20 protein-coding genes are annotated in these 20,231 nt (G+C 33.3%); 10 read left to right on the plus strand and 10 right to left on the minus strand.

All coding sequences use genetic code 11. The features are described from left to right. Nucleotides 1–57: 57 nt before the first annotated feature. From C1X07_RS14660 to C1X07_RS14680, 5 genes are all read right to left on the minus strand, one after another. Nucleotides 58–948, minus strand: a complete 891-nt coding sequence (locus C1X07_RS14660; RefSeq protein ID WP_103070782.1) for a mechanosensitive ion channel family protein — start codon at nt 946–948, stop codon at nt 58–60. Nucleotides 949–952: 4 nt separating this feature from the next. Further along, nucleotides 953–2,251 (minus strand): ABC transporter permease, encoded by a 1,299-nt coding sequence (locus C1X07_RS14665; RefSeq protein WP_103070783.1) that lies wholly within the window; start codon nt 2,249–2,251, stop codon nt 953–955. Beyond that, nucleotides 2,244–3,182 carry an ABC transporter ATP-binding protein gene (locus C1X07_RS14670; RefSeq protein WP_103070784.1) on the minus strand — a complete coding sequence of 313 codons (939 nt, stop codon included), beginning with the start codon at nt 3,180–3,182 and terminating at the stop codon, nt 2,244–2,246. The genes C1X07_RS14665 and C1X07_RS14670 overlap by 8 nt, the downstream gene beginning before the upstream one ends. Before the next feature lie 306 nt (nt 3,183–3,488). Continuing rightward, nucleotides 3,489–4,601 carry a molecular chaperone DnaJ gene (gene dnaJ / locus C1X07_RS14675; protein ID WP_103070785.1) on the minus strand — a complete coding sequence of 371 codons (1,113 nt, stop codon included), beginning with the start codon at nt 4,599–4,601 and terminating at the stop codon, nt 3,489–3,491. 6 nt (nt 4,602–4,607) lie between these two features. Beyond that, nucleotides 4,608–5,150 carry a nucleotide exchange factor GrpE gene (locus C1X07_RS14680; protein ID WP_103070786.1) on the minus strand — a complete coding sequence of 181 codons (543 nt, stop codon included), beginning with the start codon at nt 5,148–5,150 and terminating at the stop codon, nt 4,608–4,610. Between the two features lie 165 nt (nt 5,151–5,315). On the opposite strand from C1X07_RS14680, the gene C1X07_RS14685 reads away from it, so the two are divergent. After that, a complete protein-coding gene (locus tag C1X07_RS14685) occupies nt 5,316–5,987 on the plus strand; it encodes a YceI family protein (protein ID WP_103070787.1) in 672 nt (223 codons plus the stop codon). Between the two features lie 60 nt (nt 5,988–6,047). Here C1X07_RS14685 and C1X07_RS14690 read toward each other — a convergent pair whose 3' ends face one another. The 3 genes from C1X07_RS14690 to C1X07_RS14700 all read right to left on the minus strand — a co-directional run bounded on the left by C1X07_RS14690 (nt 6,048) and on the right by C1X07_RS14700 (nt 8,270). Further along, nucleotides 6,048–6,965: a TIGR01777 family oxidoreductase gene (locus tag C1X07_RS14690; protein WP_103070788.1), complete on the minus strand. Its 918-nt coding sequence runs from the start codon at nt 6,963–6,965 to the stop codon at nt 6,048–6,050. Nucleotides 6,966–7,074: 109 nt separating this feature from the next. Further along, nucleotides 7,075–7,752, minus strand: a complete 678-nt coding sequence (gene mnmD / locus C1X07_RS14695) for a tRNA (5-methylaminomethyl-2-thiouridine)(34)-methyltransferase MnmD (protein ID WP_103070902.1) — start codon at nt 7,750–7,752, stop codon at nt 7,075–7,077. A gap of 11 nt (nt 7,753–7,763) precedes the next feature. Further along, nucleotides 7,764–8,270 carry a DUF4920 domain-containing protein gene (locus C1X07_RS14700; RefSeq protein ID WP_103070789.1) on the minus strand — a complete coding sequence of 169 codons (507 nt, stop codon included), beginning with the start codon at nt 8,268–8,270 and terminating at the stop codon, nt 7,764–7,766. Nucleotides 8,271–8,452: 182 nt separating this feature from the next. Between C1X07_RS14700 and C1X07_RS14705 the strand changes: the two genes are divergently transcribed. Next, the gene (locus C1X07_RS14705) at nt 8,453–9,520 is read left to right on the plus strand and encodes a branched-chain amino acid aminotransferase (protein ID WP_103070790.1); all 1,068 of its coding nucleotides are present in this window, start codon (nt 8,453–8,455) and stop codon (nt 9,518–9,520) included. A 124-nt stretch (nt 9,521–9,644) separates the two neighbouring features. On the opposite strand, the gene C1X07_RS14710 is transcribed toward C1X07_RS14705, so the two are convergent. Next, nucleotides 9,645–10,031 carry a pyrophosphohydrolase domain-containing protein gene (locus C1X07_RS14710; protein WP_103070791.1) on the minus strand — a complete coding sequence of 129 codons (387 nt, stop codon included), beginning with the start codon at nt 10,029–10,031 and terminating at the stop codon, nt 9,645–9,647. A gap of 414 nt (nt 10,032–10,445) precedes the next feature. On the opposite strand from C1X07_RS14710, the gene C1X07_RS14720 reads away from it, so the two are divergent. Genes C1X07_RS14720 through C1X07_RS14735 form a run of 4 tightly spaced genes read left to right on the plus strand, consistent with a single transcriptional unit; the run spans nt 10,446 to nt 14,667 of the window. Beyond that, on the plus strand, nt 10,446–11,516 hold the full coding sequence (locus tag C1X07_RS14720) for a C39 family peptidase (protein WP_103070793.1): 1,071 nt from the start codon (nt 10,446–10,448) through the stop codon (nt 11,514–11,516). 12 nt (nt 11,517–11,528) lie between these two features. Next, a complete protein-coding gene (locus C1X07_RS14725) occupies nt 11,529–12,158 on the plus strand; it encodes a hypothetical protein (protein ID WP_103070794.1) in 630 nt (209 codons plus the stop codon). After that, nucleotides 12,155–14,044 carry a sensor histidine kinase gene (locus tag C1X07_RS14730; RefSeq protein WP_103070795.1) on the plus strand — a complete coding sequence of 630 codons (1,890 nt, stop codon included), beginning with the start codon at nt 12,155–12,157 and terminating at the stop codon, nt 14,042–14,044. The genes C1X07_RS14725 and C1X07_RS14730 overlap by 4 nt, the downstream gene beginning before the upstream one ends. After that, complete coding sequence (locus tag C1X07_RS14735) at nt 14,041–14,667, plus strand: response regulator transcription factor (protein ID WP_103070796.1); 627 nt, start codon at nt 14,041–14,043, stop codon at nt 14,665–14,667. Before C1X07_RS14730 ends, C1X07_RS14735 begins: the two co-directional genes overlap by 4 nt. 68 nt (nt 14,668–14,735) lie before the next feature. Here the strand turns inward: C1X07_RS14735 and C1X07_RS14740 are convergent, their stop codons facing one another. After that, on the minus strand, nt 14,736–16,790 hold the full coding sequence (locus tag C1X07_RS14740; RefSeq protein ID WP_103070797.1) for a dipeptidyl-peptidase 3 family protein: 2,055 nt from the start codon (nt 16,788–16,790) through the stop codon (nt 14,736–14,738). A 92-nt stretch (nt 16,791–16,882) separates the two neighbouring features. On the opposite strand from C1X07_RS14740, the gene C1X07_RS14745 reads away from it, so the two are divergent. From C1X07_RS14745 to C1X07_RS14760, 4 genes are all read left to right on the plus strand, one after another. Further along, entirely contained in the window at nt 16,883–17,917 is a 1,035-nt protein-coding gene (locus C1X07_RS14745; protein WP_103070798.1) for an SRPBCC family protein, read from the plus strand. Nucleotides 17,918–17,980: 63 nt separating this feature from the next. Beyond that, complete coding sequence (gene crcB, locus C1X07_RS14750) at nt 17,981–18,346, plus strand: fluoride efflux transporter CrcB (protein ID WP_103070799.1); 366 nt, start codon at nt 17,981–17,983, stop codon at nt 18,344–18,346. 41 nt (nt 18,347–18,387) lie between these two features. Next, nucleotides 18,388–18,726: a P-II family nitrogen regulator gene (locus C1X07_RS14755; protein WP_103070800.1), complete on the plus strand. Its 339-nt coding sequence runs from the start codon at nt 18,388–18,390 to the stop codon at nt 18,724–18,726. A gap of 283 nt (nt 18,727–19,009) precedes the next feature. Further along, complete coding sequence (locus C1X07_RS14760; RefSeq protein ID WP_103070903.1) at nt 19,010–20,122, plus strand: porin; 1,113 nt, start codon at nt 19,010–19,012, stop codon at nt 20,120–20,122. The last annotated feature ends 109 nt before the right edge of the window (nt 20,123–20,231 follow it).

A 20,231-nucleotide genomic window follows, 5' to 3' on the forward strand; every position in this document is an offset into this window, starting at 1 on the left:
CGTTGTCTTTTTTAGGATAAGGGGCTTATATGTAATACCTGTTCTTATGTCTTTAGTTTACTTTTTTACAATAGTAACTTCTCTTTGCGGAAAAGGGATATTAACATTGTGTTCTCTAAACAAACGATTAATTTCGAATCGTATTTCACTTTGCGGCATTATTGCTTGAAAACTATCATTGATACTAAAAATTAATTTAAAATTTAATGAGCTATCGGCAAAATCTGTAAAAAGAACTAAAGGGGCAGGTTCCTTTAATACATTCTTATTGGATAACGCAGCCTTGGTAAGCAACTCTCTGACCAACTCTACATCGCTTCCGTATGCTACTCCTACAGTTACAGACTCTCTAGTTACTGTTCCGTTTTGAGTCCAGTTATATAATATGGAGGACAAGTATTTATGATTAGGAATAATCAAAACTTTATTATCTATAGTTACCGCCCTTGTCGTTCTCAATTTTATCTCTTCTATTCTTCCAACTTTACCATCTAACTCTATAATGTCGCCAACATGTACTGTCTTGTCGACAAAAATAAAAATGCCCGATAAAATATCTTGAATAAATGTTTGTAATGCAAGACCTACACCTACTAGTAATGCTGCAGATGCTGCAAATATTGCAGTAATATTAAAACCAATACTATCTAAAGTAAAAAAGACAACTATGAGATAAACAAAGTATTTTGAGAATGAAAATACAGACTCAAATTTTTGTCTGTCTCCTTTATCGAGTTTTCGGGAAACAATCCTTCTAAAAAACTTCAGTAAAAATGAAGTCATCAAAAGAATAACAATTACAAAAAGTAATAAGCCTACGGTTAGTATAATAGGGTGTTTGTCATCGCCAAAATGAAAAATTTCATAACTCAAAAAATCCTGGATAGTACCCCAAACGTTTTTTTGAATTACTTCTTTAACCTGTTCTGTTATTTCTTCCTGAATCATGGTTTTAATATTTTATCCACTTAAAAAGCTCCTTATAACTTGGTTTTTTCCCATACATAAGTATCCCAATACGATAAATCTTTGCCGCAACCCAAGTAATAAAGATAATACTTCCTATTAATAAAAGCATAGAAATAACTACTTCCCACCAGGGCACTCCAAATGGTATTCGCATTAACATTACTATTGGAGAGGTCAAAGGAATCATAGAAAATATTACCGAAACTGTGCCATGAGGATTTTCTATAACCGAAAAGAATCCCACATAAATCCCTAGCATTAACGGTAAAATAATTGGCAACATAAACTGTTGCGAATCTGTTTCGCTATCAACTGCCGCTCCAATTGCAGCATAAATTGAGCTATACAAAAAATATCCTCCTACAAAATAGATAAAAAATGATAAGACTAGTGTTCCTAAAGGAAGTTTTATAATATCTTGAAGTATTAGCTGTATTTCTTGTTGATTCTCATCTTGTAACACCAATGATTGATCAACTCCTGCTGGTTGTGGATCAACACCAAAAACTGATGTTGCTACAGTGAGTAATACTGCTCCCAAAATTACCCATATAACAAACTGAAGTATTCCGGCAAAAGAGGTTCCCAGAATTTTCCCCATCATAAGTTGTAGTGGCTTTACCGAAGAAATAATAATTTCTATAATACGGTTAGATTTTTCTTCGATCACAGAGCGCATTACCATATTACCATAAATGATAATAAACATCATTAGAAAATACCCTGCTACACCTCCAAAAATCATCTTTACATAATTAGACATTTTTGAAGTTTTTTCTCCAGAGAAATTTTCTATTTGGATATTAACTTTGGTTTTAGCTTTTTCTATAACAACAAGATCCAATCCCTTTTCCTTAAAGTTCTGATCTGTTAATTTACCTCCAATAATTTTCTCTATTTTGTTAAGAATAGAAATATTTGGAGCTTCATCTGCATAGAACTGTATTGATGAAGCTAATTCCTTATTCGTATTTTTTTTGGGTATATAGAGTAATCCATGTAGTTTTTTAAGTACCACAGAATCCTTTGCATCATTTAGCGTTAACTTACTATAATCAATATAATTTACATCTTCAGAGTCCTCAAAATCTGTATTAAACATTCCGGTTTCATCAAAAACCGCTACTTTTCGAACCTCGTCGTTGTTTAGAGTAGTAAGCCACGCAATTAATGAGATCATTCCTACCATGATCAAAGGACTTAAAAAAGTCATTACTATAAACGTTCTATTACGAATACGAGCTAAGAACTCTCTTTTTATAATTAATTTTAGGTTACTCATTCTCTATATCTGTAATGGTTTTTATAAATATCTCGTTTACTGTAGGTATTACTTCATTAAATCTCAGGATTTGTCCTTTATTGGATAAATATTGCAATAATTCATTTGAGGAAGTACTATTGCCCAAGGTTATTTTCATCTTCAATTGGTCATCAATAGCTTTAAAGTCTGCAGGTACAACATCAACAAACTTAGTCTGTAGATCAGTATATAATTCGTTATTGTTCTCTGCCAAAATTCCTACTTCAAAAGTATTGGACTTATATGCTCTTTTGATATCAGTAACTTTACCATCTAATATCTTTTTGGATTTATTAATTAACGCTATATGATCACACAATTCTTCTACACTTTCCATCCTATGTGTTGAGAATATTACTGTAGCTCCTTCATCTCTTAAATGTAAGATTTCATCTTTGATAACATTGGCATTAATAGGATCAAATCCGCTAAATGGCTCATCAAATATTAATAGTTTTGGTTTATGCAACACCGTAACTATAAATTGCACTTTCTGCGCCATTCCTTTGGATAGTTCCTGAATTTTTTTGTCCCACCAATGTATGATATCAAATTTTTCAAACCAATACTTTAACCGCTCTTTAGCCTCTGATTTACTAAGCCCCTTGAGTTGAGCAAGATACAATGCTTGCTCACCAACTTTCATAGATTTATATAGACCTCTTTCTTCTGGCAGGTAACCAATATCTTTAATGTGTTCAGGTTTTAAAAATTCATTATCCAGATATACACTTCCTTCGTCTGGTAGGGTAATTTGGTTAACAATCCTAATCAAAGTGGTTTTACCGGCACCATTAGGTCCTAGTAATCCAAAGATACTTCCTTTAGGTACCTGAATCGATACATCATGTAATGCAGTAAAATTTCCAAATCGTTTTGTGGCTTGCTGTACCTCTAAAAGATTAGCCATAGATAGTAAAATATAATTGTGGTTTATATGAAACCCGAATGATACGAAAACTTAAAAACTTATACTAATTATGTTAACATTAATAAAAGAAAAATAGCTTTTACTTTTTTTACAAATTCTCAAAAATCAAAACCTCAAAAAAACAAAACCCACCCTAAATACGTGTATTAAGGATGGGAAAAAAATTGCTATGAAAAAGAAAAATTATCACTAAATGCGCTAGTGATGTTTCAAATATACGAATTTTTCTTAATCAAACGTTAATAGCTTTAAATGATTCATAATGTTCAAAATCATCTAATTTTATTACGAAAACATGTCTTTTACTTTCTCAAAAAATGACTTTTCTCCACTATCAGGATTTGGTCTAAAATGATCATCTTTAGTCATTTTTTCAAAAAATTCTCGTTGTTCTTTATTTAATGTTTTTGGTGTCCATACATTAACATGTACTAAAAGGTCTCCTTTTCCGTAACCATTAAGACTAGGAATACCCTTACCTCTTAATCTTAAGATTTTACCACTTTGCACACCTTCTTCAATCTTTATACGGACTTTTCCTGACACTGTATCAATTTCTCTGGATGCACCTAGTGCTGCTTCAGAAAAACTAATATACAGATCATAATGCAGGTTATTACCTTCTCTTTGTAACTCTGCATGTTCTTGTTCTTCAATAGCGACCAAAAGATCTCCAGCAATACCATCTCCAGGAGCTTCATTACCTTTACCAGAAACCTTAAGTTGCATACCGTCTTCAACTCCAGCCGGAATCTTTATACTAACGGTTTCTTCTACCACTTTTAATCCTTGGGCATCTGCTCCTGCAGGTTTGTGATCTATTATTTGCCCCGATCCTCCACAAGCTGTACACGGCGCAGAAGTTTGCATTCTTCCAAGAATTGTATTTGTAATTCTGGTAACTTGCCCACTACCATTACAAGTACTACATGTTTTATAGGTAGTCCCTGATGCTTGGATTTTTCGTTTTACTTTTATCCTTTTCTCTACACCATTTGCAATCTCCTCTAAGGTAAGCTTCACATGGATACGTAGATTACTTCCTTTAGCTCTTCGCTGTCTTCCGCCTCCGCCAAAACCGCCGAAACCACCAAAACCGCCACCGCCAAAAATATCACCAAACTGACTGAATATATCGTCCATATTCATTCCACCGCCGCCAAAGCCGCCGCCACCTTCAAAAGCCTGGTGTCCATACTGATCGTATCGAGCTTTTTTATCTGGATCGCTTAAAATTTCATATGCTTCGGCTGCTTTTTTAAACTTTTCCTCAGCAGTTTTATCTCCCGGGTTTTTGTCAGGGTGAAACTCTATAGCTTTCTTACGATAAGCTTTCTTTATCTCAGCAGCTGTTGCACCTTTACTTAAACCTAATATGTCGTAAAAATCTTCCTTCATAATTTTTTATTGACCAGTAACAACTTTTGGAAAACGAATTACCTTATCACCAAGAGCATATCCTTTTTCGATAACATCTACAATTTTACCTTTCAAATCATCACTAGGAGCAGGGATTTGTGTAATTGCTTCATGATTATCTGCATTAAAAACATCTCCTGCAGATACCTCTACTTCTGACAACCCTTTGCTTTTTAAAGTTTCCTTTAATTTATTATGGATCAACTCTACTCCTTTGATTAAGTCTTTATCTTCAGACTTTTCAATTTCCTTGGTTGCTCTGTCAAAATCATCCAATACTGGCAACATTGATTGTATTACATCCTGACTTGCTGTCTTGAATAACTCTAAACGCTCTCTAGAAGTTCGTTTTTTATAGTTCTCAAACTCAGCGAAAAGCCTTAAAAACTTATCTTTTTCCTTTTCAAGCTCTTCCTTAAGCTGGGTTTCTACATCTATCACTTCTTTCTCTGTTTCCTCAACAGGAGTATCAAGTACTTCTTCTACCTGATCTTTTACATCTTCAGTATTTTTATTTTTCTTACTCATGTAACTCGTACCTTTTATACGTTTTCATTTTGAATAAGCAAAAGTACTGCCATTTTTGATTTAATGTCATAATGTCATTGCATTTTTTTAATATATATTTAAGAGTATTCTTCTGGCAAAAAAAATATTTTTGAAAACATTTTTAAACTATAAAACTAAGAATCTATGAAAATCAAATTTATTAGCGCATTTGCTCTTGCGGCACTTGTAATATCGGCTTATTCTTGTAAAGGAGAAAAAAAGAACGAAACAGAAGCCACTACGGCGGAAGAAGTAAAAGAAGCTCCAGTAGAAGCTGTTAAATATGTTGTAGATGTAGCATCTAGCTCAATAGAATGGATCGGATCAAAACCAACAGAAAAACACAACGGAACTTTAAAACTATCTAGTGGTACACTTGAAGTAAAAGAAGGAGTAGTAGAAAGTGGATCTTTTGTTGTCGATATGACTTCTATTACTGTATTAGACGTTGAAGGAGATGAAAAAGCGGGGCTAGAAGGACACCTTAAAGGTGAAGGTGAAGGAAAAGAAGATCATTTCTTTAATGTTGCAAAATTTCCTAGAGCTGTTTTTGAAGTAACCGGAATATCAGAAAAAGAAGGGAAAACTTTTATTGAAGGAAACTTAACCATTAAAGAGATCAAGAAAAACATTTCTTTCCCTGCGACTACATCTGTTGAAGGTAACGTTATGACACTAAGCACTGAATCTTTCACTATTAACCGTACTGATTGGGGTGTAAACTATGGATCAAAGTCTGTTTTTGAAAATCTAGGTGATAAATTTATCAATGATGACATTGAGTTAAAGATAAGTGTTAAAGCTAACAAAGCTTAATATCGTATTTCTTTTATCATTAAACATATTTTTAAACCGATACCTAGGGTATCGGTTTTTTTATTTATCATGTTTATCTATAAGTGCATCCATTGCCAGAACTACATTATCAAAATCAAACTCAAACCCCAAAGAAACGATACTGTCACTACAAACTCTTTGACTCGAAAACAATAACGTATGCATCTCTCCCAACACCAATTTCATAACAAACCTTGGCACATTTGGCAGCATAATTTTTTTATTTAATTTTTTTGCCATTGTTGACATTAGCTTTTTACTAGAAACGGGATTAGGAGCTACGGCATTAAAAACCCCTGTCAACTCTTCAGCTATCACAAACATAAACATACGTGCCAAGTCTTGTATATGAATCCAGCTTTGCCACTGCTTGCCATTCCCTAAAAAGGCTCCCATACCCTGTTTGATAGGTTTAAGCATCTCAGGAAACGCGCCTCCTTTTTTAGACAAAACTAAGCCTATACGGAGTAAGGTCACATGTACACCTATCATACTAAACTGCTGTACTGCTCCTTCCCATTGACTCACAACTTCTCCCAGAAAACCTGTTTCTCTCTCTGGGGAATCTTCCATATAATAATTTTGAAAAGAATCTGGGTATATCCCTATTGCACTGGCAGAAACAATATGACGAATTGAATGCTCTGACTCTTTCAAGGACTCTAAAATAAGTGAAGCGGCATTTACTCTACTTTCTAAAATCTCTTTCTTATAAGATGAAGTCCATCGTTTTGCAACAGTCGCTCCCACAAGGTTTATAATTACTTCTACTCCATCAAAACAATCGGTATCAATTATTCTATTTTTAGGATCCCACAAATAGCCTTTATAATTAACCTCAGACAATAGCTTATCTTTATTGGTGGTAAGATAATGTACATCTATATCAGACAAATGACAGAGGTTTACTATCTCCTGACCTATTAGGCCTGTTGCCCCAGTAATTAAAACCTTCATTTTGTTAAAATTTAATGCAAAATACCATCATCGACTAATAAAAGCAATTTCTTTATTATAGGTTTAACACAGGTTTACTTTCTCAAACATTTCAACAAACAAAGCAGTACTATTCAGGTTTTGTTGCTCTAAGCATCTCTCGTTTGCCAGGTGGTCCAGGAAGCCTTTCTACTATAAATCCAACTTCTTGCATTGCTCTTCTTACACTTCCTTTGGCGGCATAGGTTACCAAAACTCCACCCTTTTTTAAAGCTTCGTACATTTTTTCAAAAATAGCAGATGTCCATAATTCTGGTTGTACTCTAGCACCAAAAGCATCAAAATATATAAGATCAAAACTATTTTTATCCTCTATATCAATAAAAAACTGTCTACGTTTAGTAAGTACAAAATTTGTTGTAATCTTTTCTGCCTGCTCCCATATTGACTGATGCAAATCTTCAAAAACAGACTCCTTTTCTTTTATCGAAAGCACTTCTGGGTATCCCATATACAGCGCTTCTTCTATCGCTACAGGGTATGCTTCTACTCCAACGTAGTTAATGAGTTGGTTTATTTTTTCGCCCTCAAGAAGTGTTATAAAAGCATTTAAACCTGTACCAAAACCTATTTCAAGAATATCAATGGTATTAAATGAACGTATATCCAAAGTATGGTATAAACCACTTTTAATAAACACATGCTTAGCTTCATTGATCGCACCATGTTTAGAATGATATTGCTCATTTAACTCTGGTAAATGAATGGTTTTAGAACCATCTGCAGTAGTAATAATTTCTCGTCTAATTTTATCTTCCATTACCTTTTTATCAATACACCATCTGCGATAAAAGAATAGCTTTTCTTAGGTGTGGTAATACCTGCAATTTCTTCTTCACTCTTTCCTGCATCACTTGCATAATGACGCTGTTCATCAACTGACACCATACTCACAAAAGCTTTTCCTTGCACGATCACCGTGTCATTCTCAATATCTTTTGGTACAAAAAAACCATAATCCTTAAACTTAACCATGGTTTCTTTATCTTTTCCCAAAGCAACTTTCATCCAGCATCCTTTAGCTTTACAAACACCGTTCACCGTGCTAGAAAAAGCAACAGCTACTGTATCTCCTTCTTTTAAGCTTTCAAACTCTTTTTCCATGGCATTTTTATGGTAAATCTGGTCAGAAGAGACTTTATTTCCAAAACTCTCATAATTTTCCTTTGAAATATTCGAAACAGAAAGCGTTTTTTTTTCTTTATTCAATGGGTTACAACCTATTACCATTAGTAATCCCACAAAGAAAAGTATGTTTTTATTCATAATTCCTGATTATTCTGATGTTTTGTAAAATTAAACATTTTTAAAATTCTTATTTTATAAGAAAAAGGTATTTTTGTAATGAATCTCGATAAGGCATTAGTATTGCCTTGATTTTCAGACAAAGAGTATAGACAACAAACTAAGGATAGCCTGCTATTCTTATCTTTTAAACACAAAACAGGATGAAAAACACAGTTCCGCAAGCATTAGAAATTAATACCGTAAGTGAATCTAAAATTGGACAAGTAGATTTTGAAAATCTTAATTTTGGGAACATTTTTACAGATCATATGTTTGTCTGCGATTATGCAAATGGAAAATGGCAGACTCCTAAAATTGTTCCTTATGGTCCTTTGACTATGGATCCTTCTGCTCGTGTTTTTCATTATGGACAAGCTGTTTTTGAAGGAATGAAAGCGTATAAAGATGATAACGGAGATACTTTTTTGTTCAGACCTGATGAAAACTTTAACCGTATCAATAAATCTGCAGAACGTTTGGCAATACCAGAATTTCCTGAAGATTACTTTTTTGAAGGGCTAAATGCTTTATTAAAATTAGAAAATGACTGGATCAAACCAGGTTTTGGAAATTCTTTATACATAAGACCTTTTGTTATTGCTACTCAAGCTAGTGTATCTGCATCTGAAGCTGATGAATATAAGTTTATGATCATATGCTCACCTGCACAATCTTATTATAGTGGAGATGTAAGCGTATTGGTTGCCGAGAAATTTAGCCGTTCTGCCAGTGGTGGTTTTGGGTATGCAAAAGCTGCAGGAAACTATGCCGGACAATTTTACCCTACTAACCTTGCTAAAGAACAAGGATACCAACAAGTAATCTGGACAGACTCTAATGCTCATGAGTATATGGAAGAAGCAGGAACGATGAACGTATTCTTTAGAGTTAATGACACATTACTTACTGCACCTGTTAGTGATCGTATTTTGGATGGAGTGACACGTAAAAGTTTGATCGCAATTGCCGAAAAAGAAGGATATAAAGTAGATGTAAGACCGGTAAAAGTGAGTGAAATTGTAGAAGCCGCCAAAAATGGAAGTCTTAAAGAAATTTTTGGAGCTGGAACGGCTGCTGTAGTTAGTCCCGTAAAAGCTTTTGGATATAAAGGAGAGCATTATGAATTAGAAAAACAAGAAAATTCTTATGCTGCTCATTTCAAAAAAGCTTTGATGGATATACAGTACAATAAAACTGAAGACACTTTTGGATGGAGATATAAGGTATAGTCAGAAATTAGAAGTCGGGTATCGGATCCCAAAAATCTGATATTTATATTACATAAAATAAAGCTCTTGAAAAACATTTTTCAAGAGCTTTATTTTATGTAATAGTATTCTTTTTGTACCTGAACTATTTATCCAATATTTCCTTAATGTTTGGCTTAAAATAATTAGGTCCTTTGAGCACTTTACCATCTTCTCGATAAATAGGTTGTCCATCTTCACCCAGTTTACTCATATTACTGCGTTGGATTTCATTAAACACCTCTTCTATTTTGTGTTGCATACCATGCTCGATAATAGTACCGCATAAAATATATAGCATATCTCCTAACGCATCTGCTACTTCTACCAAATCATTGCTTTGGGCTGCCTCTAGGTATTCTTCATTTTCTTCTTTCATCAGGTTGAATCGAAGTGTATTCTTAGCCTCTCCCAAATCTGCTATAGGTTCATTTTTATACCCCAATTTAAACGAGGTATGAAATTCTTGTACTGCAGCAATTTTATCTTTCATCAGTATATTTTTATAGATTATCTTTGCCGTAAAAATAGCAAAATATGTTTAGTCAAGGTCAGTTAATATTTGCAGGATTTTTTGTGGTAGCTTTTATCTTTTTAATGATCTTTAGCTACCGCAAAGACATTAAACTACATCGCAAATATTACAAAGGCAGTATTTTTATTCTCGTAGGTTTTATTATCTTTATTTTGTTGTTGTTTGCGTTAAAGACGTATCTACAGCCGGAATAAACCGTAAACACCCCTAGGTTTTCAGTCAAATTAATTGCTTTTTTGATTAGTACCACTTGTGGTATCTAGTCTATATTTCTTTTTGGTTTTTATCGCCATAAGATGTAAATACCCTGTATCGGGTATGGACTGACATTCTCTTTTTTGAGAGTTTTGGAGTAACTAAATAACTTTAATCATGTCGAAAGAATTTTACGCTTTAAAAAACCTAAAACTCTTCAAACAACCTGATGCATCTAACTTATGTTGGGTTGCTTGTATTAGAATGTTATATTATACTCTAAAAAATGGAGAGCAAGAAGTTAAGGAATCACGAGTCATTAAAGACTACAAAGAATCTGTTTGTTTTAACACATTTCATACAGGTGATATCCCCGAAGACTCAAAAATTCTTATCAAAGAAAAATGTATCTCTCCCTTTTTTAAAAACTATGGTTTAACCTGTGATGATAACTCAACCTCTATTTATTCTTTTCAATTTTACGTAGATCACTTAAAAAACAACAAAGCTCCTTTGTTGTTAGGACTTAAATCCTCTGATAATCACAAAACTGGACACTTGGTTATCGCTGTAGGGTATGGTCAATGTGATAACCAAAACTATCTACTTATTTTTGATCCAGATTTTGGCAACCAATCGTTTCTCAAATTTAATGAAAATGAATTTAGATATAGTGGTTTGACACTTGTAAGGTTATGGAGCATTAAGTTTACAATTCCTACCCAAGTACGCTTAGAAAAATATGATTTTGAAGATGCGCTAAACTATGAGTTGGAAAAAACAAATCAAAAGGAATATTTGAGTAATTATAAAATTCCGATTATAGAGCTAGACACTCCTAAGGAATTGGCTAACTTGGACAAGAAAAGCCCTAAAAGCAATTATATTCCAACGGTATATAGTGATAACACTTTGTCCTTTGGTTATGTTCAATCAATTTCAAAATTCGATTCTAACTGTATTCCAACATATAGTTATCCTAGAAGAAATATGCGCATCATAGACAAAACAATTTCTGAATTATCTGCCAATAAAGGAAGAACTATTACTACAGAGAAATTAATATTTATCCACTCTGCTTTAATTGAAGCTCTTATCACCACCGAAGATGATAAAACCAAAGTATTTCCTTTTTTATACCCAAAAAAATACGGTATTACAGAAAACTGGTACGATATAGAAGACTTCTCTAAAATTGTAAAAGAAGTACCTAGACAAGGGACTTTTCTACTAAACAACTCTCACTAACAACTTTTTATTATGCACGAAAATTTAAGATTCAATCTAAAACTCGAAAAACTAAATGATTGGCAACCTGTTATAGCCACAGAATACATTGGCACCTTCTATATGGTATATATTAGGTTCATTAGCACCATAAAAGAACATTCTGGTGGAGAGCATTCTGCCAAGTGTCAATTTTATCTTCAAAATTATAGAGGTCCCATTACGTTTGGTCTTGATCATTCAAAAAAAGATGATTTCGCAGCTCACAAATTGAGTGATGACATGTTCGATTATAGACTTAATATCCCTATAAGTATTTTTGAAAAAAATCCCGACCCCGACCAAGCTAAAGAATTTGAAGGAATACCTGTTGTCAATTTAGTATTTACTTCTGGTTTATATGAAAAAAACACTATAGAAACAGAAGTCATTTATAGAGATCCTCCATCCAATATTTTTAACCCCCATGACCTGAAAAATTCGAAATTTCTTCATCCACTCTATCAGTTTAGGGAAGGAGAAAACATACAGCATATCCACTATAAAAAATACCTGAAAGATGGAACTTCAGTTGCCATAAGAAGTAAATATGACCCAAAAGAAGGTTATGGAACAATTGGAAGCCCAACTTGTGATGCCAAAATATCTGAAATCATAAAATGATAAAACATTTTTACTTATTTATTGTTCTAATAATAACACTCCCGATTTTAGCTTTTTCTAATATTGGGAGTGTACATCAGGTTTTGAACGAACTTAAATTTAATAATTTTGAAACTGCAACCAAAATAACAAAAAACTCACCTCTCAATGAGAGTTTAAAAGGAGTTCTAACGGCGTATATACAGGTCAGAAAATACGGCTGTGAAGAACAACTAAAAAACATAGTACCACTCAAAAACGATACGTATTTCTTTATAATCGATAATTTAAAGAATGGTTTACATCTTTATTATAATGATGGTGATGAAATAAATGCTTTTAAAAAATTAAATTTAGCACTTGAAAAAGCTATTAAAATTGAAGAGCCATTTTTAATAAGTGAATCTTTGAGAGCTATTCTTGAAATTTATAATAATCAATCTGCAGGAAATGACGAAAAATCCCATATTTCTCTTCTTAATATTTACAAAAACAACCTGACTGATAGATATGAAAAAGCTCATTACCACTACTACTACTTCAGATTAAAGCAACGATACAACAAAAATATCGAACTATTAGACCCCAAAATTATCCAGAATGCAAAAGAAACTATTACAGATCTAAGATTTAAGCCTCTCTTGGGCAAACTATACATCTCTAATGCAACCTATTATTTTTACTATCTTAAAAAAAAAGATAGTGCTATTACATATTTGAATGAAGCTAAACTAGTTTTCAAAAACTCTAAGCATTTTTTAGACCAAGAAAGATTTCTTGCAGCATCTATAAATTTAGCCGGATACTATACCAAAACAAACCGAGCAAATGAAGCTTTGAGTCAATTGGATAATATCAACTTTATTAATAATAGTGGTTATATTTTTAGTCTTCTAAAAAAATACTACTGGAAAAAAAAATGGGAAGCTTTTGAAAGTTTAAAGGTATATGACAGTAGTTATTTTTATAAATCTAAATATTTTGAACATGAATTCAATCTTAAACAAAGTGCCAGCCTTTTTAAGATTTCAGAATTACGAACTTTAGAAAAAGAAAAAAAAATAGTCCAACTCCTAAACACGAACCTAAAAACAGAAGCCAGTAGAATACGAAACAGAAATCTATTAATAGGTTCACTTTCTCTTATTATTATAGGTTCAATACTTGGTATCCTCTTATATAAAAACACCAAAAGAAAACAACGTATCGCTGAGCAAAATCGGGAGATCGAAATTCAAAAAACAGAGAAGCTACTCAAAGAACAGGAACTCACAGCAATCGATGCCATGATATCCGGGCAAGAAAAAGAACGACAACGATTGGCTAATGATCTACACGATAATTTAGGGAGCACCTTGGCTACCGTAAAACTCCACTTTCAACATCTAAGAAGTAATAAAGACAACCCTAAAATCAAAAATATAGACGAGTTATATTCTAAAACAGACAACCTATTAGAAGAAGCCTACCAAAAAGTAAGAACCATAGCCCATGAAAAAAATAGCGGTGTTATGGCAAATCAAGGATTACTCCCTGCAATCAAAAATCTGGCTAAGAAAGTATCTAATGGAAAACATTTACAGATCGAAGTACAGGATTATGGGCTAGAAGAACGACTGGATAACGCCTTAGAAATTTCTATTTTTAGAATGATACAGGAATTGATAACTAACGCCATAAAACATGCTAATGCAACAGAAATACATATCTCCCTAACCAATCACGATTCTCTACTTAATATCATTGTAGAAGACAACGGCAAAGGATTTGATGCCAAAATATTACCTCAAAAAGATGGTATGGGATTAGCGACTATAGAAAAGCGTATCGAGCATCTGGAAGGAACATTTGAAATTGATTCTACCATTGATAAAGGAACTAATATTATTATAAATATACCTATATGATAACAGTAGCTATTGCAGAAGATCACCAATCCTTAATCGACGGTGTAGAACTACTTCTTAAATACGAAGAAGATATTAGTATTGTAGGTATGGCTAATGACGGAGAAGAATTACTCAATATCGTAAGAAGAAAACAACCCAAAGTCGTATTAACAGATATTAGAATGCCCAAAATCGATGGGATTGTAGCTACCAAAATTATAAAAAAAGAACTTCCCCATACCAAAATCATCGCTTTTTCTATGTTTGACCAGGAGGATGCTATTCGACAGATGATCGATGCTGGTGCTTCTGGTTATTTATTAAAAAACTCTCCTCTGGAAGAAGTTTTAACAGCTATCAAACAAGTTGCCCTAGGAGAAACCTATTTTGATGCCGCTATCGATCCTTCAGTCTTTTCTAAAGACGCAAAACAACCGTCAAAGAAGCAATTATTATCCAAAAGTGAACGAGAAATCTTAAAACTTATCGGACAAGGAAAGACCTCATCAGAGATTGCGGCCATCCGTTTTAACTCGGTCTCTACCGTAGAAACTCATCGCAAAAATATAATTCGAAAACTTGGGCTTCATGGCAAAGGTGAATTACTACGCTATGCTATTGAGAAAAAATATGATTTTTGAATATTCAAATAAAAAAACCTGTTGTACTAAAAAGTACAGCAGGTTTTTTAAATAAAATACTATTGTTCTTAATTCACTTCTGGTAAGAAGTTATAATTCTTACTATACATTAACATTTGCGTAGCAAAGTCTTCTGGTTGAGTAACATTGATTTTTGTGATCTCTCCACTCTCATCTCTTTCTGGTACTAACACAGGATTTACAAAACCACTGTAAGGAGCAGATGTAAATTGCTTATTACGTTCTAATACTTCTGCATGTATTGCCTGATCCACTTTTACACCATATCCTTCTACCAAAGCTTCTGCTGCTTTAAAATCTCCTTCAGACTTGATACGTTGTGTTTCGCGTAATAAGCGCCCAAAAATCTCGCGTAACTTGGCATAATCATTAATATTAAAGTAGGTTTTCCCTTCTCTGGTTACTTTTTCGATCACATTATCTTTCTTTCCTTGCTCAAAAGCCCAACCACTTACCCACTGGCGGTTTCTCATATGCGCTTCTTCTACATCGTCGCCAAGATTCAAACGAATCAATTGAGTCATTAGTCCATTTCTGATATATCCATCATAAGCTGCCTTACCAGTTTTTTCCCAATCTTCTACCAATCCAAGTTCTTGTAATTTTGGATCCATCAAATAATATAACCCTACCAAATCAGCACGACCTTCCTCCATAGTAGAAGCATAGTTCTTTAATGTTTCTTTAGTTTCTCCAACTCCTGGATTTAGTTGCCCAGATGCATGTCCTACTACTTCATGTAAAGCTGTATGTAATTTATCGGCCAATTGTCCATATTTTTCTTCTAATTCAAATTCCTCGTCATCATTAACAAACTCTTTTAAACGACCAGAACCTCCTGCATTGTTATATGCTCCAATAATATTTCCCAAAGACACTGACTTAGAACCTACAGCTGCCCTAATCCAGTTTGCATTAGGGAGGTTCACCCCAATAGGTGTACTTGGTGAAGCATCTCCTGCCTCTCCTGCAACCGCTACTACTTTATAAGACACTCCTACTACACTGTCTTTTTTATGCTCATCCATTAATGGAGAATTATCTTCAAACCATTGTGCATTTTCTGATAATACCGACATTTTTTTAGACATATCAAAATCTTTGATTTGTACAACAGTCTCATAAGATCCTCTATATCCTAATGGGTCGTTATACACTTCGATAAAACTATTGATATAATCAATATTTCCTTCTGTAGCAGCTGTCCAAGCAACATTATAATCATCCCAGGTCTGTAAATCTCCAGTTTTATAATATTCTATTAACAACCCTAGAGCATCACCTTGTGCCTTATTTTCTGCTACTCCTTTAGCTTTTTCTAACCACTTGATAATTTTGTCTATAGCAGCACCATATAGTCCTCCAGACTTATAGACTCTTTCTTTTAACTCGCCATTCTCTTTTACTAACTGGGAGTTTAAACCAAATGATAATGGTTTATCCGGATTTGGAGATTTTATTTTACCATAAAATGAGGTAACATCATCATTAGTAACATTAGGACCGTAAAAGTTAACCGCAGATAGTGCTACATTATCCACTCCTTTTGCCTGGTTTACTTTTTTAGCATCTTTATCATTAAAAATTACTTCGTATACTTCTTTAGTTACTTCAACACCAGTGGCGGCAAGTAAAGAACTAAAATAGTCTTTACTAAACTCTGGTTTGATTTTATCATTACTATAATGATGATGAATACCGTTAGAAAACCAAACTCGTTTTAAATAGGTTTCAAAACTCTTCCAGTCTTCTGCATTCTTGTCTCCTTTATACGATGTATATATTTTCTCTAATGCTTTTCGTACAGTAAGGTTATGACGATAATTCTGATCCCACATAATATCTCTTCCACTTAATCCCGCCTGAGTAAGATAGAACACTAATTTCTGTTCTTTTAAAGTAAGATTATCCCACCCCGGAATCTGGTATCTTAACACCTTAATATCAGCAAACTGTTCTACAACATAATCAAATTTTTCTTCTGATGCTGTTTCTTGTTTTTCTTCCTGTTGGTTAATTTGATCCTTTACACTTGGATCTTTTTTACATGCTATTACCAAACTTGTAATGGCTATAAAAAATAATATCCTATTGAATTTCATTTGTTATGTTTTTATTGTTTTGACAAATGTAACAAAATAAAGGATGTTAAAATTGATTATATTAGCTGACCAAACATTCTAAACTAACTAACATGAAAATAGTAAAATATTTATTTTTTCTATTATTATTAGTACTAATTGGGGGTGCTGTTTACGTTGCTACTATAGACGGTGAGTTTCAAGTCGAAGAAAGCAGAATTATTGATGCTCCTGATGAGTTACTATTTAATACTATAAATGAATACAAAACTTGGGAAAAATGGGGTCCTTGGATGGATGAATCTGATGACCTTATTATGGAGTATCCTGAAAAAACAAGCGGAGAGGGAGCTTCATATTCCTGGAAAAGCGAAACAGAAGGAGACGGCAAAATGGAAACCAAAAAAGTTTCTCCTTTTACAAGTATAGATCAAGGCATTACTTTTGTTACTCCCATGGGCGAAAGCATGAGTGATGTATACTGGAAATTTGAAAAAATAGAAGGTAAAAAAACTAAGGTTACATGGGGGATGAAAGGTGAGCAATCTTTTATGGAAAAAGCATTTTGGGCAACTCAGGATAGTACTGTCTCTCAAATGATAAAACCTATGTATGCACGGGGGCTAGAAAAGCTTGATGCGTTTATAAATGAAAAAATGAAGGTATATACCGTCAATGTAGATGGTGTTACAGAACATGGTGGTGGTTTTTATATGTATAGTGCTACTGCATCTTCGATATCTATTATTCCCGAAAAAATGGCACAGATGCTTCCTGCGGTTGATACGTATATGAAACAAAACAACCTGCCACAAACAGGGATGCCATTCACATTGTATAATGAATATAATGAAGAACAAGGAACAGCAATATACTCTACTGCGATACCAACAAGAGATAAAGTAATTACTCCTAAAGAAAGTTCGGTTTTATGTGATTTTTTACCTAGACAAAAAGTCGTTAAAACCACACTCAAAGGAGATTATATGAATCTAAAAGAAGCATGGGAGACCGCCTACAAATACCTTGAAGAAAACAACCTAGAACCCAATGCCGAATCTGCTCCTTTTGAAGTATACCGTGTAGATCCCGGATTACAACCTAATCCGGCAGAATGGGTTACAGAAATTTATATTCCAATACAATAAGTATAGCATAACAAACTGCATTTTATCACCTGATAAAATGCAGTTTTTCAAACCCTCGGAATAATGAAGCAATTTTTTTTGATATTTATTGGAGGAGGTACCGGTAGTATTGCACGATATCTTATTAGTAAATATCTTAATAGTTCCTCTAGTGGTATCCCATATGGTACTTTTACAGCAAATGTTTTAGGTAGTCTATTAATTGGTATTATCTTAGGGCTTGCGCTCAAAAACAATGTAATATCCCAAAATACTGTCGCATTTTTGGCAACAGGTTTTTGTGGAGGATTTACTACCTTTTCTACTTTTGCATACGAAAATCATGTACTGCTTAAATCAGGCGATTTTATCAACTTTGCAATCTATGCTATAGGATCGTTTGTGATTGGATTCCTTTTTGTATTTTTAGGAATGTTTATCGCCAAATAACCCCCTTAAAACCTCTCCTCTACTATTAATAAGAAAGGGTAATGAAAAAAATTGAAGCTATTATTCGTAAATCAAGATTCAATGCAGTAAAAAATGCTTTGCATGAAATTGAAGTAAATTTCTTTACCTACTGGGACGTTACAGGAGTAGGTAACGAGAAACAAGGTCATGTATATAGAGGAATTACGTATAGCACCTCTGATATCCAACGAAGATATCTATCTATAGTGGTTTCTGATGAATTTGAAGAAAAAACCATTCGCACAATTATAGAAACTTCAAAAACTGGAGAGGTTGGAGATGGAAAAATATTTGTATCAGATATTCAGGAAGTCTACCGAATCAGAACCGAGGAAAAAGGAAATCAAGCATTAAGCTAATTTCCCAACCTACTTCTCTTCTCTATTTTTCTTATCTCATCTTACATCTTTACCTAAAGAGTTTTGACAAAGATTTACATTCTTCTACTCTAAATCAAAAAAATGCACTTTCAGATTATTAAATTTTACCAAATTAAAAAAGAAACCCTAATTTTTATAGGGTATAAAATATAAATTTTATAAAAATAACAACATAACCCCTATTTTAAATAGGGTTAATATTGTTTTTGCATAATTTTACTACACAATTAAAAACTAAACACCACAGTAAATTATGTTTATTATGAAAACAAAAAACGTAACATTAATTTTAAAGAAAGTATTTCTTACTGCTTTAATTATCTCTAGCTATGGCGTTATTGCCCAAGAAAATGAGTCAGAATCAACAGTTAGTAAGTTAATATCTAAAATCAATTTATCAGGGTCAATAGATGGATACTACAGATCAAATTTGGGAGCACCAAATGATAACACTCAAGCTCCATTAACATCATTTGCCAACCAAAGTGGTTTTGCATTAGGAATGGCGAATATTATTTTAGATTATGAGGATAAAAAAGTTGGATTTGTTGCAGATCTTGTTTTTGGACAAAGAGGAGAAGATGCCGTATTTAATTCTGATGGTTCTGCCCAAGTTGTAAACCAACTATATGCATATTGGAATATGAGCGAAAGTATCAAGATTACCTTCGGTAATTTTAATACTTTCTTGGGCTATGAAGTTATTTCTCCGACTGCCAACTTTAACTACTCCACCTCTTATATGTTCTCTTATGGACCATTTTCACATACAGGTGTAAAAGCTGATTTTTCAATTAATGAAAAATGGTCTGCAATGCTTGCCGTTATGAACCCTACTGATTATACAGAATACAATCCTTTTGACACTTATATTATTGGCGCACAATTAGGCTATACATCAAATAGCGGTAGTACATATCTTAATTTTAGATATGGTAACGAAGGTAAACCAGAAGATGTAGATCCTACTTTTCAAGTAGACCTTACTACCGGGTGGAATCTTACCAGAAATTTTTATCTGGGAGCAAACACTACCTATTTATCAACAGCTCCACAAGAAGACGGAGATACTTCTGGTTTTTATGGATTGGCACTATATCCGCAATACAAAACATCAGAAAGGTTTTCTATTGGTTTGAGAGGCGAATATTTCTCTGTATACAACAACGGATTAACAGATGTTATAGGTTTGAACACTGAAGGGGATGGAAATGTTATAGCAGCTACATTAACCGGAAACTACAACATTGGTAACCTAACCCTAAAACCTGAAGTACGATTAGACACTACTTCTGAAGATTTCTTTATTAATACTGATAGAGAAGCTACAAAAAGTCTTTCTTCTTTTGTATTAGGAGTGACATATAACTTCTAAGTCTATTACTGTTCAATAAAAAGAGGTTGTTTCTTAATCTTTTAAAATAAAAAATTGATTCAAGCATTATAAACAACCTCTTCTTTCTGATTAAAATTCTTTTACATAG

This window comes from Aquimarina sediminis (genome assembly GCF_002895435.1).
GTDB classification, from domain to species: Bacteria; Bacteroidota; Bacteroidia; order Flavobacteriales; family Flavobacteriaceae; genus Aquimarina; species Aquimarina sediminis.

Bases quoted from the DNA above. Each gene is read 5' to 3' on its own strand.
- C1X07_RS14660 (WP_103070782.1), bottom strand. From the start codon at position 948: ATGATTCAGGAAGAAATAACAGAACAGGTTAAAGAAGTAATTCAAAAA.
- C1X07_RS14665 (WP_103070783.1), bottom strand. From the start codon at position 2,251: ATGAGTAACCTAAAATTAATTATAAAAAGAGAGTTCTTAGCTCGTATT.
- C1X07_RS14670 (WP_103070784.1), bottom strand. From the start codon at position 3,182: ATGGCTAATCTTTTAGAGGTACAGCAAGCCACAAAACGATTTGGAAAT.
- dnaJ (WP_103070785.1), bottom strand. From the start codon at position 4,601: ATGAAGGAAGATTTTTACGACATATTAGGTTTAAGTAAAGGTGCAACA.
- C1X07_RS14680 (WP_103070786.1), bottom strand. From the start codon at position 5,150: ATGAGTAAGAAAAATAAAAATACTGAAGATGTAAAAGATCAGGTAGAA.
- C1X07_RS14685 (WP_103070787.1), top strand. From the start codon at position 5,316: ATGAAAATCAAATTTATTAGCGCATTTGCTCTTGCGGCACTTGTAATA.
- C1X07_RS14690 (WP_103070788.1), bottom strand. From the start codon at position 6,965: ATGAAGGTTTTAATTACTGGGGCAACAGGCCTAATAGGTCAGGAGATA.
- C1X07_RS14700 (WP_103070789.1), bottom strand. From the start codon at position 8,270: ATGAATAAAAACATACTTTTCTTTGTGGGATTACTAATGGTAATAGGT.
- C1X07_RS14705 (WP_103070790.1), top strand. From the start codon at position 8,453: ATGAAAAACACAGTTCCGCAAGCATTAGAAATTAATACCGTAAGTGAA.
- C1X07_RS14710 (WP_103070791.1), bottom strand. From the start codon at position 10,031: ATGAAAGATAAAATTGCTGCAGTACAAGAATTTCATACCTCGTTTAAA.
- C1X07_RS14720 (WP_103070793.1), top strand. From the start codon at position 10,446: ATGTCGAAAGAATTTTACGCTTTAAAAAACCTAAAACTCTTCAAACAA.
- C1X07_RS14725 (WP_103070794.1), top strand. From the start codon at position 11,529: ATGCACGAAAATTTAAGATTCAATCTAAAACTCGAAAAACTAAATGAT.
- C1X07_RS14730 (WP_103070795.1), top strand. From the start codon at position 12,155: ATGATAAAACATTTTTACTTATTTATTGTTCTAATAATAACACTCCCG.
- C1X07_RS14735 (WP_103070796.1), top strand. From the start codon at position 14,041: ATGATAACAGTAGCTATTGCAGAAGATCACCAATCCTTAATCGACGGT.
- C1X07_RS14740 (WP_103070797.1), bottom strand. From the start codon at position 16,790: ATGAAATTCAATAGGATATTATTTTTTATAGCCATTACAAGTTTGGTA.
- C1X07_RS14745 (WP_103070798.1), top strand. From the start codon at position 16,883: ATGAAAATAGTAAAATATTTATTTTTTCTATTATTATTAGTACTAATT.
- crcB (WP_103070799.1), top strand. From the start codon at position 17,981: ATGAAGCAATTTTTTTTGATATTTATTGGAGGAGGTACCGGTAGTATT.
- C1X07_RS14755 (WP_103070800.1), top strand. From the start codon at position 18,388: ATGAAAAAAATTGAAGCTATTATTCGTAAATCAAGATTCAATGCAGTA.
- C1X07_RS14760 (WP_103070903.1), top strand. From the start codon at position 19,010: ATGAAAACAAAAAACGTAACATTAATTTTAAAGAAAGTATTTCTTACT.